Consider the following 13,202-nt stretch of genomic DNA (forward strand, 5'->3'; position numbering starts at 1 on the left):
GATCGGGAAGCGCGCCGGGCAGCGGGGCCAGCACGGCGACGGGGCGCGCGGCGCGACAGGGAACTTCGCAGGACAGGGCCCGCGTGATGGGGGGCTGAACCCCGTGTGGCCCGGACGGGTCACGGGGGCGGCCCGTCACCTTACCCACCGCTCATGAGGGTCATGAGTCCCTTCCCTGAAGACCGGCCTGCCGGGGTGCGCAGTAGGCTCGGGCCATGACCGCTCCGCTGCCGCCCGCCCACTTCGCCGGGAATCCCGTGGAGATCGCCCGGAACCTGTTGGGCGGCACCCTGGTCCGGCAGGTTCCGGACCATGAGAACCGCGTGGGAATCCGCCTCACGGGCACCATCGTGGAAGTCGAGGCCTACGACTGCCCCCGCGACCCCGCCTGCACCGCCGGACGCTTCCACGCCGCCCGCAGCGCCGACATGGCCATCCCGCCCGGCACGTGGCTGTTCTGGACGGCGCACGGCCACCCGTTGCTGCAGGTCGCCTGCCGCCCGGAGGGCGTGTCCGCCAGCGTGCTGATTCGCGCCATTCAGCCGCTGGAGGGCCTGGGCCAGATGCTGACCTTCCGGCCCGTCACCCGCGAACGCGACCTGACGAACGGCCCCGCGAAACTCGTGTACGCGCTGGGTCTGGACCCCGCGCGGATCAGCGGGCGGCCCGTGAACGCCCCGGAACTGCACCTCCTGCCGCCCCCCGCGCCGCTGCCCGACGAGATGGTCGAGGTCACCGCCCGCGTCGGCATCCGCGAGGGCCGCACCCTCCCGTGGCGCTTCACCGTCCGCGGCAACCCCTGGGTATCGCCCGCCGCGCCCAGCATGGACCTCGCTCTCAGCCCTGCGGAGTAGCGGGAGCGCCCAACAGCGCCGCGACGCCCTGCACCGCCGTGCGCTCGCCGCGCAGGACCTCGGCGCGCAGGGCGTGCAGCCGCGCCGGGTCCAGGCCCGCCTGGAACGCCCGCCACGCGGCCTCGCGCAGCAGTTCGTCGAACCACTGCGCCGCCTGCCCCTGACGTTTCACGCGCAGGTCCACTGCCGTGCGGTACGCCTCGACGGTCGCCCACACGCCGTCCAGTCCCTCACCGGTCAGCGCGGAGGCCCGCAGTGCCACGGGTCGCCACGGCGCGTCGTGCGGGGTGAGCAGCGTCAGCGCCGTCCGCAACTCCGTCTGGGCACGCACCGCCGCCTGCGGGTTCGTGTCCGCCTTGTTCACCACGCACACGTCCGCGAGCTCCATGATCCCCCGCTTGATGCCCTGCAACTCGTCCCCCGCGTTCGGGAGGGTCAGCAGCACGAACAGGTCCGTCATGGCGGCCACCTGCGTCTCGCTCTGGCCCACGCCGACCGTCTCCACGAGGATCACGTCGAACCCCGCCGCCTCGCACAGCGTGATCGACTCGCGCGTGCGCCGCGCCACGCCACCCAGCGTGCCCCCGCTGGGGCTGGGCCGGATGAAGGCGTTCGGGTGCGCCGTCAGGCGCGGCATGCGCGTCTTGTCGCCCATGATGCTGCCGCCTGTCCGGGCCGAACTGGGGTCCACGGCCAGCACCGCCACCCGGTGCCCCGCGTCGGCCAGTCGCACGCCCAGCGCCTCGATGAACGTGCTCTTGCCCACGCCCGGCACGCCCGTCAGGCCGATCCGCACCGACCGCCCCGCCCGCGGCAGCACCTCCGACAGGAGCGCCTGAGCCTGCGCCTCATGCTCGGGCCGCGTGGACTCGACCAGCGTGATCGCCTTCGCCAGCGCCCGCCGCGCGCCCGACAGCAGCGGCAGCGTCAGGGGATGCGGAGCGGCGGACAAGTGAACCTCTCTATCAGGTCGGCGGGGCGCAGTTCGCGCTCCAGGGTCGGCCAGGGGACGCGGTACTCGGGCTGCACGTCGCCCCACTCGCGGGTGTGCACGACCTGCCCATCCGGGCCGATCAGCAGCTCAATCCGCGCCGCCACCCCGTCCTGGCCGGGCGTGCGGCGCAGCGCCCACGAGTACGCGCGGGGGCGGCCCGCCTCGTCCCAGTCGATGCGCTGCTCGGTCCGGTGCGGGTTCCAGCCGGACGCCGCGCGGAACACCAGCCGCCGCACCGTGCCGCGCGCGTCCGTCCAGGTCTGCACGTCGAAGAACGCGTCCATGATGCACGGCATCGAAGAACCCTGGAACGCCCGCCACCCCCCCAGCGCGGCGTCGTTCCCGGTCACGACCGCCCGCGCGGACGGGGCAGGGGAGAGGCCCACCGGACCGCTCACCCCGCCCGCCAGCACGGTCCCACCCGACAGCGGCGCACACACCAGCAGCGCCAGCAACACCTGTTTCAACATGTCAGCCCCCTCGGCACCGCCCGCAGGTACGACCCCAGCGGTGTCGTCACGCCCCGAGCGCGGAACCCCGTCTCCTTCACCAGTCGCCCCCGCGCGTCGAACGACCCGCGCACGTCCAGCAGGCGCCCCGCGAACCCACTCCAGTTCACGCTGAGCCCCGTCAGACGCCCGGCGCGGTCGTAACTCTGCCGCACCCACAGACGGTTGTCCGGCACCAGCCGCGCGTACGTCAGGCTCCGCACCCGGCCCGAGCGGTCCAGCAGGTACGTCGTGTCCCCCCGCTCGCACACCCGCAGACCCCCCACCTGCGCGGGCGGCCCCGCAGGCGGCGCGGGCAGGGTGGTCCCCGCCGCCCCTGCACCGCCCAGACCAGCCACGCCCAGCACGGCACACGCCGCCACAGCCCTCAGTCGCTTCAGCATGCGGGCAGGTACGCGGTGGTGGGGGCCGGGGTTGCGTTCACGCCTGTTCGCGGGTCCGCAGGAGGTTCAGCACTTCCCGGGCGCTGCTGAGGATGGGGGTGCCGGGGCCGAAGATACCCGCCGCGCCTGCCTCGCGCAGGGCGGGGTAGTCCTGTTGCGGGATCACGCCGCCCACGACCACCAGGATGTCCCCGGCGCCCTGTTCGCGCAGCGCGGCGATCAGTTGCGGCACGAGGGTCTTGTGCCCGGCGGCCTGACTGCTCACGCCGACCACGTGAACGTCGTTCTCGATGGCCTGCCGCGCGGCCTCCTCGGGCGTCTGGAAGAGGGGGCCGACGTCCACGTCGAAGCCCAGGTCGGCAAAGCCCGTGGCGATGACCTTCGCGCCGCGGTCGTGGCCGTCCTGGCCCATCTTCACGACGAGGATGCGGGGGCGGCGGCCCTCGGCCTCGGCGAAGGCCTCGATGTCACCCTGGAGGGACGTGAAGCCCTCGTCGCCGTCGTACCCGGCGGCGTACACGCCCGACAGGGTGCGGATCTCGGCGGCGTGGCGGCCCCAGGCGCGTTCCAGGGCGTCGCTGACCTCTCCCACGGTGCAGCGGGCCTGCATGGCAGTCACGCTCAGGGCCAGCAGGTTGCCCTCGCCGCTGCGGGCGGCGTGTTCCAGGGCAGTCAGGGCGGCCTGCGCGGCCTGCGGGTCGCGCGTTTCCCGCACGCGGTTCAGGCGGGCGATCTGCGCGTCGCGCACGGCGGCGTTGTCGATGTCCAGCACGTCCACCGGGGTGTCCTGGGTGGGGCGGTACTTGTTCACGCCGACGATGACGTCCTCGCCCCGGTCGATGCGGGCCTGTTTGCGCGCGGCGGACTCCTCGATCCGCAGTTTCGGCACGCCGCTCTCGATGGCCTTCGCCATGCCGCCCAGCGACTCGACCTCGCGCATCAGTTCCCGCGCCTTCCCGGCGAGGTCGTGCGTGAGGCGTTCCATCATGAAACTGCCGCCCCAGGGGTCCACGACGTGCGGGATGCCCGTCTCCTCCTGAATCACCAGCTGGGTGTTGCGCGCGATCCGGGCGGAGAAGTCGGTGGGCAGGCCGATGGCCTCGTCGAAGGAGTTCGTGTGGAGGCTCTGGGTGCCGCCGAACACGGCCGCCATCGCCTCGACGGTCGTGCGGATGACGTTGTTGTAGGGGTCCTGCTCGGTCAGGCTCCAGCCGCTCGTCTGGCAGTGGGTACGCAGCGCGCGGCTCATGGGGTTCCTCGGCTCGAAGGGCGCCATGAGTTCGCTCCACAGCAACCGGGCGGCGCGGAGCTTGGCGACCTCGGTGTAGAAGTTCATGCCGATCCCGAAGAAGAAGCTCAGGCGCGGCGCGAACTCGTCGATGTGCAGCCCCTTGCCCAGCGCGGCCTTCACGTACTCCAGTCCGTCCGCGAGGGTGTACGCGAGTTCCAGCGCGGCGTTCGCCCCGGCCTCCTGGATGTGGTACCCGGAAATGGAAATCGAGTTGAAGCGCGGCATCTGCTGCGCCGTGAACTCGATGATGTCCGCGATGATTCGCATGGAGGGTGCCGGCGGGTAGATGTAGGTGTTGCGCACCATGAACTCTTTCAGGATGTCGTTCTGGATGGTGCCCGACAGCTGATCCAGGGTCGCGCCCTGCTCCAGCCCCGCCACGATGTACCCCGCCAGGATCGGCAGGACCGCGCCGTTCATGGTCATGGACACCGACATCTCGGACAGCGGAATGCCGTCGAAGAGGATCTTCATGTCCTCGACCGAGTCGATGGCGACCCCGGCCTTGCCCACGTCGCCCACCACGCGCGGGTGGTCGCTGTCGTACCCGCGGTGCGTGGCGAGATCGAACGCGACCGACAGGCCCTTCTGCCCGGCGGCGAGGTTGCGGCGGTAGAAGGCGTTCGATTCCTCGGCGGTAGAAAAGCCCGCGTACTGCCGGATGGTCCAGGGGCGCGCGGCGTACATGGTGGCGCGCGGCCCGCGCGTGAAGGGCGGCAGGCCCGGCAGGGTGTCGGTGTCCAGGCCCTCGGTGTCGGCGCGGGTGTACAGCGCCCGGAGGGTGATGCCCTCGGGCGTCTCGCGGTTCAGGCGCGCCGGGTCGGCTCCTTTCAGGTCCTTGCTGGCCTGGGCTTTCCAGGTGCTCAGGTCGGGGGCCTGGGCGGTCGTGGGTCGGGTCATGCGGTGGACCTCCGGCGGGTCGGGAATGGAGGAAACAGGCCGCGCCGTACAGGGCGCGTCGGTCGTGCAGCTTGAGGCGTCCATCATGCCACGCGGTCAAACGTGCGTTAGGGCATTTGTCATCACGGCGCCTGACCGGCGGTCCGGCCCGGTGGAGTGGGTCGGTGGTGCGGCTCGGTGGGCCGGGCCGCCTGCCGGGCCTCTGTTCCTGCCCAGCCTTTCCCGGCGGCCCGTGCCGGGGCAGAGCGGCTGGCAGTTGCCATTCTCACCGCGCCAGTTCATTTCACGTAAAACCAGGGTGGGGGTGTCTGTTCCAGACGTAACGTGAGCAATGTTAGACTGCCGGGCGTGACTGCCGAATCCGACACCCCCCGGCGCGTACTTCTCGCCCCGAGCCTCCTCGCCAGCGACTTCACCCGCCTCGGCGACGAACTCCAGGCCATCGCCGGCGCCGACTGGGCGCACGTCGATGTCATGGACGGCCAGTTCGTGCCCAACATCTCCTTCGGCCTGCCCATCCTCGCCGCCGCCCGCGCCGCCAGCCCGCTGTTCATGGACGTCCACCTCATGATCGACCGGCCCGAACGCTACCTGAAAGACTTCGCCGACGCCGGCGCCGACGGCCTGACCGTCCACGTGGAAAGCACCCCCCACATCCACCGCGCCGTCCAGCAGATCCGCGAACTCGGCAAGAAGGCGGGCGTCACCCTCAACCCCGGCACGCCCCTCGAAACGCTCCGCCCCGTCCTGCCCGACGTGGACCTCGTGCTGATCATGAGCGTCAACCCCGGCTTCGGCGGCCAGAAATTCATCCCGCACAGCCTCGACCGCATCCGCACCGTCCGCCGCTGGCTGGACGAACTCGGCAGCTCCGCCGAACTGCAGGTCGACGGCGGCGTCGGCCCCACCAACGCCCGCGCCGTCGTCGCCGCCGGCGCCAGCAACCTCGTGGCGGGTAGCGCCGTCTTCGGCCCCGGCGGCGCGCAGGCCGGCCTGGAACGCCTGCGCGAGGCCCTGAAGTAACATGCGCCTCCGCGTCGATCTTCTTCCCCACGGCAACTACCCCGACGTGGTCGTCATCGTGGACGTCCTGCGCGCCACCACCACCGCCGTCGCCTACCTGGAACGCGGCGCCGACGCCCTGCTCCTGACCGCCACCCCCGAAGTCGCCCTGGCCCTGCGCCCCGAAGGCGAAAGCACCCCCTACCTGCTCGGCGGGGAACGCGGCGGCCTGCCCATCCCCGGCTTCGACTTCGGGAACAGTCCCGTCGAGGCCGCCGGGCAGAACTTCACCGGCAAGACGGTCGTCATGAACACCACCAACGGCACCGGCGCCGCCCACACCGCCGCGCACAGCGGCAAGCACGTGTTCCTCGCGGCCCTCACGAACGCCCACGCCGCCGCCCGCCGCGCCCGCGCCGCCGCCACCGAGGAGATCGCCATCGTCTGCGCCGGCACCGACAACCACGTCGGCCTGGAAGACGTGTACGCCGCCGGGGTGCTCGCCGAGTACCTGCTCGCCATGGGCGAATTCAGCGTCGACGACGGCGCCCGCATCGCCCTGACCGTCCGCCGCAACGGAGGCAACCCCCTGGAGGCGCTGGGCAGCAGCGGTCACGGCGCCCACCTGACCCGCCTGGGCCTCAGCGAGGACGTCCGCTACGCCGCCGGCCTGAGCACCAGCACCATCGTCCCCACCCTGACCCGCGACGACAGCACCCCCGACCAGACCCTGAAATTCACGGCCGGCTGACCCGCCGGACGACCACGAGCCTGCCCGCCTGCCATGTCTGGTCTGACGGGCAGATTTGCTAGGTGATACGTCGGGCGCGCACTAGCATGAACACTCCATGAATGCCCCGGATCTCCTGCATCTGCTGCGCAGCGGCGACATAGAACCCCTTCACGCCCAGCTGAGCGACCTGCAGGCGCAGTTTGAGGCCGGAAAACTGCATGAGCGCGACCTGCTGCGCGCCTTCCATCCCTTCCAGACGTCCGACCTGACCCTGAGCGACGGCTTTCAGAAATGGACCGAAAAGCGCCCCGGCACGTACGCCCCGCACGTCGCACTCGCAGGCTGGTTCCTGGGACGGGGCTGGGAAGCGCGCGGGGGCCAGAAGTCCAACCGCGTCAGTGACCAGGGTTGGCGTTCCCTGGATCACTTCCTGACCCAGGCGGACGGCTGCGCCCGCCACGCCGCCACCCTCACCGACAATCCCCTGGCGGCTTGGCATGTCATCGGACTGGTCAGCAACACGCGCGGCTGCCAGCTGAGCCTGCACGACGTGCAGACGCAGCACTACCCGGACTGGTTCACACGCGGCGTCGCGGACAACCCAGGCAGTTTTGTCCTGCGCCGCGTCATGCTGCTGCACCTGCGCACCGAATGGGGCGGCAGCGAGGAACACATGCTCACCTTCGTGCGCCAGCAGCAGGATGCCGGGCTGCTCGGGCAGACCGACATGCAGCGCCTCTGGGCCGAATTCCACAGTTGTGTGGCGCATCACGCGCAGCATTTTTCGCAGGACCACGCACTGGCCGTGGAACGTGCACGCATCGCTGCTGAACTCGACCCGCTCCAGTCCGAGCAACTCCTGATCTCCCTGACTGGAGCGAACGCCAGTCCGTTCGAACGTCTGGACGCCCTGCGCCGTTACCTTTCAGCGGCGCAGCAGGAGAACTCCGTACCTTCCAGCAATTTTGGCTGGGCGGTGCTCAATGCCGAAGACTGGATCAGGCCCGAGCTTCCACGCATCACGGCCCTGCTGGACCGCGCCGCTCAGGACGGCGACGCCGATTCGGCCGTCCTGCTTGGTCACATGCAGTTGATCCATCCCGCGTGGGGGACGCAGAGTGCCCGCGCCGTTCTGGAAATCGCCCGCGACCAGGGCCACACGGCAGCGGCCGAAACCCTCGCCTACCTCAGCGAACACACCTCCGCACCCGTCGAGCAGCGACGAGAAGACATCCTCAAGGCGGCCGACCTGCTCAGCGGCGAAATGAGCTGGCACGTGTACCAGCAGTTTCCGGAATTCCAGCGTCAGTTCAATCTGGAGCCACGGCAACGCTTCAAGTACCTGCACCGCGCCGCCGACGGTGGTGAAAACGACGCACGTTTCGAACTGGCGCAGCAGTTACGGGCCGGGAATGTCGAACTGGGCGAGGACGGCCTGCTGCGTCCCGTGGATACCCAGCCGCTCCAGGCCAGTCTGGACTACGCCAAGCACCTGCTGGAACGCGCCGCCAGCACCGATCACGCGCCGTCCAGCAAGGCGCTCAAGGCCGCGCGGGAGCGTGACTGGCAGGCGGAAACGGCCCGGCGCGTGAAACTCAGAGCCGTCCAGACAGGACCGGTAAAACTTGGGGAGCCAGCGGGAGAGCGGCAGGCCCGTGTGCCCTGGTGGCTGATCGCCGTGCTGATCGTCGGGGCGCTCCGGGCGTGCGCACACTTTACCGACGCGCCACCGACCTCAGAGGTGGATCCGTTCAGACTGCTCGAGGAGCGCGCGGAGCTGTCTCAGCAGCAGGACCTGATCCAGCAGGTTGCCGACGGGAAACTGAAAGCAGTTCTGGAAGGAGATCAGGTGAAGTTCGTGCCGGTCGATCCCAGGGATCACTGAACGCCCGCTGACCTTCGGTGCGCCCCGCAGCAGGTAGGCTGTGGGGCGTGACTGTACTTGATTTTGCCCTGCCTGCCGTGACGCCCGTGGATTCCGTGGACTGGGCGGCGATTCCCAGTCCGGCGTTCGTGCTGGACGAGTCCCGCCTGCGCCGGAATCTGGCCCTGATCTCGCACGTGCAGCGTGAGAGTGGCGCGCAGATCATCGTGGCGTTCAAGGGCTTCTCGATGTGGTCGGCATTTCCGGTGCTGCGGGAGTTCGGGATCACCGGCGCGACGGCCAGCAGCCTGAACGAGGCGCGTCTGGCGCGCGAGGAGATGCAGGGCGAGGTTCACGTGTACGCCCCGGCGTACAGCGACGCGGAGTTCCCGGCGATCCTGGAACTGGCGGATCACCTGGTGTTCAACTCGTTCAGTCAGTGGGAGCGCTTTAAACCGCAGGTGACGGCGGCGCGTGAGGCGGGCCGGACGATGCACGTGGGCATCCGCGTGAACCCGGAGTACGCCGAGGTCGAAACCGACCTGTACAACCCGGCCGGGCCGTTTTCCCGTCTGGGAGTGACGCGCCGCGAGTTCCGCATGGACCTGATGGACGGCGTGGACGGCCTGCACTTCCATACGCTGTGCGAGAAGGACAGCGACACGCTGGAGCGCACGCTGGAGGTGCTGGAACGCAACTTCGGGGACGTCCTGTCGCAGGTGAAGTGGGTGAACTTCGGCGGCGGGCACCTGATGACCCGCGAGGGGTACGACATTGCGCGTCTGATCCGCGTGGTCCGCGCGTTCCGTGAGAAGTGGGGCGTCCACGTGATCCTGGAACCCGGCAGCGCGTTCGGCTGGCAGACCGGCTGGCTGGTCAGCAGCGTGCTGGACGTGGTGCATAACGTGAAAGACGCCCTGCTGCTCGATATCAGCGTGTCGGCGCACATGCCGGACGTGCTGGAGATGCCGTACCGGCCGCGCATCCTGGGGGCGGGCGATCCGCCCGAACTGGACCATCACCGCGAGACGAGCGAGGGCGCGGGCGGCCACCCATACATCATCGGCGGGACGACCTGCCTGGCGGGGGACGTGGTCGGCGAGTACGTGTTCCCGCAGCCGCTGAAGGTCGGGGACCGCGTGGTGTTCGACGACATGATCCACTACACGATGGTCAAGACGACGTTCTTCAACGGGGTCAAGCACCCGGACATCGGCATCCTGCACCTGGACGGCTCGTACGAGTGCGTGAAGTCCTTCGGCTACGAGGAGTTCAGGGCGAAACTCAGCTGAGCCGGGCCGGTCATGCGCGCGGCGCACTCCCAGGGTGGGGGTGCGCCGCCGCGTGTCGAGTCGGATTGGAACCTGCCAGGGGCCGCGCACGTTGCAGCGCCGGCAAGATGGTGGTGGAGGCCGGGGGGAGGTGATACGGATTCCGTTTGTTTCGCCAACAATCCGGAACTTCACCGGATTGCCGGCTCCACGTCCGGAACCCGTTCTGCTCCTACTCGCTTCGCTCGGATTGAACGGGCTTTGCAGCCCATTCAATCCGAGTCCGTCTTACTTGCGGTAGACCTTCACGGCGCCGTTCACGGTACGGATGGTGCCGCCCTCGAAATCGGCGGCCCAGGCTCCGCCGATCTGGTACTGGTCGCGGGTGGGGAAGCCCAGGAACGAGCCGCTGCCGCCCAGACCCTGGTAGGTTTTCAGGACCGGGCCGGTCAGCCAGAACGTGCCGTACTTCTCGGTGCCGTACAGCGCGCCGTTCTGGAAGAACCCGTACAGGCCGCTGGTGCCGTAGGTGTTGCGCGGGATGACCTTCTCGTCCCCGGCGGCCCAGCCCAGGCGGCTGGGGGGGCGGGTCGCGCCGTTCTCGGCTTTCGCCAGCGCCAGGTAGCGTTCGAGCAGCATGCCGTGCACGGCGTACGAGCGGCTGCTGCCGTTCGCGTGCAGCAGCGCCGCGTCGCCGTACGCGCCGACCCCACGGAACTTCTGCCACAGGCCGTCCCCCCATGGCGCGGCGTAGGTGGTGGCCTGCCCGAGGCTCTCGCTGCCCTTCAGGCGGGCGTAGGCGTCCACCATGGCCTGATCGCGCGCGGCGTTCTGGCGTTCGCCCGGCTGGATCTGTCCGGCCGGGGTGGGCTGCGGCGCGGGAGTGGGCTGTGGGGCCGGGGTGGGCTGCGCGGGCTGACCCTGGCCGGGCGTGATGGTCACGCTGCCGGTCGCGCCGCCGGGCGCCGGGGCGGGCGGAGTGACGGCCTCGCCGCCCACGCGGAAGGTGACGGTGTCGGTCGTCCAGGCGTCGGCCGGCAGGGGGCTCACGACGATGCTCAGCGCCCGCGCGAGGTTCTCCTGCCCCTGCACCCGCACCTGCGCGAAGCCCTGCCCCCCGGCGAAGCGGGCCACGTCGTTCAGGTCCAGTTCACGGGTGCTGGCCAGCGCCAGCAGGCGGTCCTGACCGTTCGGGCCGCCCACCGTGAAGGAGTACTTCGCGCCCTGCGACGGGAACACGCGGGTCACGCCGGCCTGCATGAAGTTGCTCTCCTCGAAGGTGTTCGGGAAGAACAGGTCAATCTGCCCGTTGGCGTTCACGTTGAACAGGTACACGTAGGCGTCCTGGTTGGTTTTCAGGCCGACGCTCAGCTGCTCGCCCTTGCGGTACACCGGGTTGCCCCGGCCGCCCGCGTCGCGGTTCACCCAGACTTCCACGTTCAGTTTCGTCTCGACGGGATTCACGATGATGCTCTGGGCGGTGATCTTCGCGGGACTGGCCCCCGCCCACGCTCCCAGCCCCAGCAGGGCGGACATGAGCAGCGTGGCGGATTTCAGCGGACGTCGGATCGGATCGGTATGCATGGTGTCTCCTCTTGAAAGTGGTGCCCCCTGTGGGGCGGTCGGTGAGGAGGTCACCGTAGGCCGCGAAACTGACTCACAGCTGAGCGGTCGCCCGTCCGCAAGGAATCCCGAAGGTCAACTGAAGGCGGCGCCCCCCACCCGCCCGCCTCCATGAGCGTTCATTGACCGCCGCCTGAACGGACGTTCATGCCCGCCTGCCTGTCCGGTCGTCCCGGCGGGCGGTAGGCTGACGGCATGGTCACCCGCCGAACCGCCCTGGGCGCGCTGCTGGGAACACTGCTCTGGAACGCGGGAGCGGCTGGGGTGCTGCCGGCGGGCCGCTCGGCACCGGCAGACCCGTGGCCGGCCGCGCCGGTCCTGACCCGGCTGTTCCGCCTGCCGGCCGGCCGCGCCGACGCCCAGGCGCTGATCGCCACGCTAGACCTGACGGTCGCGCAGGTGTGGGAACTGCGGCGGCTGGCGGGCAGCGAGACCCTGTCGGCCAGCGCGCCGGACTCCGGGACGGCCCGCGCGAAGATTGCCGCCACGAATGCCGAGAAGGACCGCAAGGTGCGCCTGCTGCTCGGCGCGGACTACGCCCGGTTCCGCGAGTGGGTGCGGGCGTGGTGGCGCAACCAGCTGCGCCGCCCCTGATGCCCAGCCGGACCAGGGGACGGCCCCTCGTACGGACCGCCGTTCGTTTCGCCAATCATCCGGAACTTCACCGGATTGCTGGCCCCACGTCCGGAGGGGCGTTTCTCTCTCACTCTGCGGGGCAGCTCTCCGGGTCGCATCCGCTCGGACCGGGCGGGCTTTGCAGCCCATTCAATCGGAGTCCGTATCAGCCGCCCAGGCGGGTCACGGCCCACAGGGCCAGCGGCGCGAGCAGCAGCGCGGGCAGCAGGCTCCCGACCCGCACTCGGCGGTCCTCGAATCCCAGCCCGGCGAGCATCAGGTTCCAGCTGATCCCGATGATGGTCAGGCCGCCCGCCCCGGTGATCAGCAGCACGTACGGATTGGTCTTCAGCACCTGCGGGTCCGCGCCGCCCAGCAGTCCGGCCGCGAACGTCCCGGCCAGCAGGCTGATGCCGCCCTGCACCAGCAGCACCGTCAGGGCGCTGAAGCCCACCCCGATCCCGTACGCGCCGGCCAGTGCCAGCGCGGCGATGCCGTCCAGGGTGCTTTTCAGGACGTAGGTGCTGCTGTCGCCGGTCAGGCCGTTCTGCAGGCCGCCGATCACGGTCATGGGCCCCACGCAGAACAGCAGGCTGGCCGCCACGAACCCTTCCGTGAACCGCCCCCCGCCCCGGAAGCGGCGCTTGAGGGTCTGCCCCAGGCGCTCCAGGGCTTCCTCCACGCCCAGCGCCTCGCCGATCACCGCGCCCGCCGCGAGGCTGATCAGGGCCAGGATCACGCCCGGCACCGCGCCGCCCTGCACGCGGTTCAGGCTGCCCGCCATGTCCAGCCCTATGAACAGCGTCACCAGACTCAGGGTCTGGAGCAGGGTGCGTTGCGTGCGTTCCGGCAGTCGCCCGCCGATGGTCAGGCCCAGCAGCGTGCCCAGCAGGACGGCGGCCACGTTCACGAACGTTCCGGAAAGTTGCGTCAGGAGACTCATCGGACCCGACTGTAGCGCCCCGCCGATTCTGAAGGTCCGGGCAAGGCAACCCTGACTTGCACTTGACGGGCCCTGTGGTAAGTTCTGTGCAAGTTGAAACGAGTGACCGCCCACCTCCCGAACACGCCGCGCCGATGCGGCGGGCCGGGCGGCGCGGGCCAGACCGCCAGCGTGAAGAATCTGAACTTGTGTGTGGGGCTGCCGTGTGGTGGCCCCACGC

12 protein-coding genes are annotated in these 13,202 nt (G+C 70.1%); 6 read left to right on the forward strand and 6 right to left on the reverse strand.

Features of this window, described 5'->3' with window-relative positions:
- Positions 1-215: 215 nt before the first annotated feature.
- A complete protein-coding gene (locus tag CBQ26_RS03895; RefSeq protein ID WP_172417905.1) occupies positions 216-854 on the forward strand; it encodes a DNA-3-methyladenine glycosylase in 639 nt (212 codons plus the stop codon).
- Here CBQ26_RS03895 and meaB read toward each other — a convergent pair.
- Genes meaB through scpA form a run of 4 tightly spaced genes read right to left on the reverse strand, consistent with a single transcriptional unit; the run spans position 838 to position 4,931 of the window.
- Positions 838-1,806: a methylmalonyl Co-A mutase-associated GTPase MeaB gene (meaB, locus tag CBQ26_RS03900; RefSeq protein ID WP_172417906.1), complete on the reverse strand. Its 969-nt coding sequence runs from the start codon at positions 1,804-1,806 to the stop codon at positions 838-840. The two genes, CBQ26_RS03895 and meaB, sit on opposite strands and share 17 nt — an antisense overlap.
- Positions 1,782-2,318, reverse strand: a complete 537-nt coding sequence (locus CBQ26_RS03905) for a hypothetical protein (RefSeq protein ID WP_143341972.1) — start codon at positions 2,316-2,318, stop codon at positions 1,782-1,784. The genes meaB and CBQ26_RS03905 overlap by 25 nt, the downstream gene beginning before the upstream one ends.
- On the reverse strand, positions 2,312-2,740 hold the full coding sequence (locus CBQ26_RS03910; protein WP_143341973.1) for a hypothetical protein: 429 nt from the start codon (positions 2,738-2,740) through the stop codon (positions 2,312-2,314). The genes CBQ26_RS03905 and CBQ26_RS03910 overlap by 7 nt, the downstream gene beginning before the upstream one ends.
- Before the next feature lie 37 nt (positions 2,741-2,777).
- The gene (scpA, locus tag CBQ26_RS03915; protein WP_088247270.1) at positions 2,778-4,931 is read right to left on the reverse strand and encodes a methylmalonyl-CoA mutase; all 2,154 of its coding nucleotides are present in this window, start codon (positions 4,929-4,931) and stop codon (positions 2,778-2,780) included.
- 348 nt (positions 4,932-5,279) lie between these two features.
- Between scpA and rpe the strand changes: the two genes are divergently transcribed.
- The 4 genes from rpe to nspC all read left to right on the forward strand — a co-directional run bounded on the left by rpe (position 5,280) and on the right by nspC (position 9,822).
- A complete protein-coding gene (gene rpe, locus CBQ26_RS03920; RefSeq protein WP_088247271.1) occupies positions 5,280-5,954 on the forward strand; it encodes a ribulose-phosphate 3-epimerase in 675 nt (224 codons plus the stop codon).
- Between the two features lies 1 nt (position 5,955).
- Positions 5,956-6,684 carry a 2-phosphosulfolactate phosphatase gene (locus tag CBQ26_RS03925; protein WP_088247272.1) on the forward strand — a complete coding sequence of 243 codons (729 nt, stop codon included), beginning with the start codon at positions 5,956-5,958 and terminating at the stop codon, positions 6,682-6,684.
- A gap of 97 nt (positions 6,685-6,781) precedes the next feature.
- Positions 6,782-8,551, forward strand: coding sequence for a sel1 repeat family protein (locus CBQ26_RS03930; protein WP_088247273.1), 1,770 nt, complete (start codon positions 6,782-6,784; stop codon positions 8,549-8,551).
- 47 nt (positions 8,552-8,598) lie between these two features.
- A complete protein-coding gene (gene nspC / locus CBQ26_RS03935) occupies positions 8,599-9,822 on the forward strand; it encodes a carboxynorspermidine decarboxylase (RefSeq protein ID WP_172417907.1) in 1,224 nt (407 codons plus the stop codon).
- 267 nt (positions 9,823-10,089) lie between these two features.
- On the opposite strand, the gene CBQ26_RS03940 is transcribed toward nspC, so the two are convergent.
- The gene (locus CBQ26_RS03940; RefSeq protein WP_229844261.1) at positions 10,090-11,385 is read right to left on the reverse strand and encodes a DUF4384 domain-containing protein; all 1,296 of its coding nucleotides are present in this window, start codon (positions 11,383-11,385) and stop codon (positions 10,090-10,092) included.
- A gap of 234 nt (positions 11,386-11,619) precedes the next feature.
- On the opposite strand from CBQ26_RS03940, the gene CBQ26_RS03945 reads away from it, so the two are divergent.
- Entirely contained in the window at positions 11,620-12,018 is a 399-nt protein-coding gene (locus CBQ26_RS03945; protein ID WP_088247275.1) for a hypothetical protein, read from the forward strand.
- Between the two features lie 187 nt (positions 12,019-12,205).
- Here CBQ26_RS03945 and CBQ26_RS03950 read toward each other — a convergent pair whose 3' ends face one another.
- On the reverse strand, positions 12,206-12,982 hold the full coding sequence (locus CBQ26_RS03950; protein ID WP_088247276.1) for a DUF554 domain-containing protein: 777 nt from the start codon (positions 12,980-12,982) through the stop codon (positions 12,206-12,208).
- Positions 12,983-13,202: the final 220 nt, after the last annotated feature.

It is taken from the genome of Deinococcus indicus (assembly GCF_002198095.1).
GTDB lineage: Bacteria > Deinococcota > Deinococci > Deinococcales > Deinococcaceae > Deinococcus > Deinococcus caeni.

What these genes read in the sequence shown, in the direction of transcription:
- scpA (WP_088247270.1), bottom strand. Translation starts at nt 4,931, where the DNA reads ATGACCCGACCCACGACCGCCCAGGCCCCCGACCTGAGCACCTGGAAA.
- CBQ26_RS03910 (WP_143341973.1), bottom strand. Translation starts at nt 2,740, where the DNA reads ATGCTGAAGCGACTGAGGGCTGTGGCGGCGTGTGCCGTGCTGGGCGTG.
- CBQ26_RS03930 (WP_088247273.1), top strand. Translation starts at nt 6,782, where the DNA reads ATGAATGCCCCGGATCTCCTGCATCTGCTGCGCAGCGGCGACATAGAA.
- CBQ26_RS03895 (WP_172417905.1), top strand. Translation starts at nt 216, where the DNA reads ATGACCGCTCCGCTGCCGCCCGCCCACTTCGCCGGGAATCCCGTGGAG.
- CBQ26_RS03945 (WP_088247275.1), top strand. Translation starts at nt 11,620, where the DNA reads ATGGTCACCCGCCGAACCGCCCTGGGCGCGCTGCTGGGAACACTGCTC.
- CBQ26_RS03940 (WP_229844261.1), bottom strand. Translation starts at nt 11,385, where the DNA reads ATGCATACCGATCCGATCCGACGTCCGCTGAAATCCGCCACGCTGCTC.
- CBQ26_RS03950 (WP_088247276.1), bottom strand. Translation starts at nt 12,982, where the DNA reads ATGAGTCTCCTGACGCAACTTTCCGGAACGTTCGTGAACGTGGCCGCC.
- CBQ26_RS03925 (WP_088247272.1), top strand. Translation starts at nt 5,956, where the DNA reads ATGCGCCTCCGCGTCGATCTTCTTCCCCACGGCAACTACCCCGACGTG.
- CBQ26_RS03905 (WP_143341972.1), bottom strand. Translation starts at nt 2,318, where the DNA reads ATGTTGAAACAGGTGTTGCTGGCGCTGCTGGTGTGTGCGCCGCTGTCG.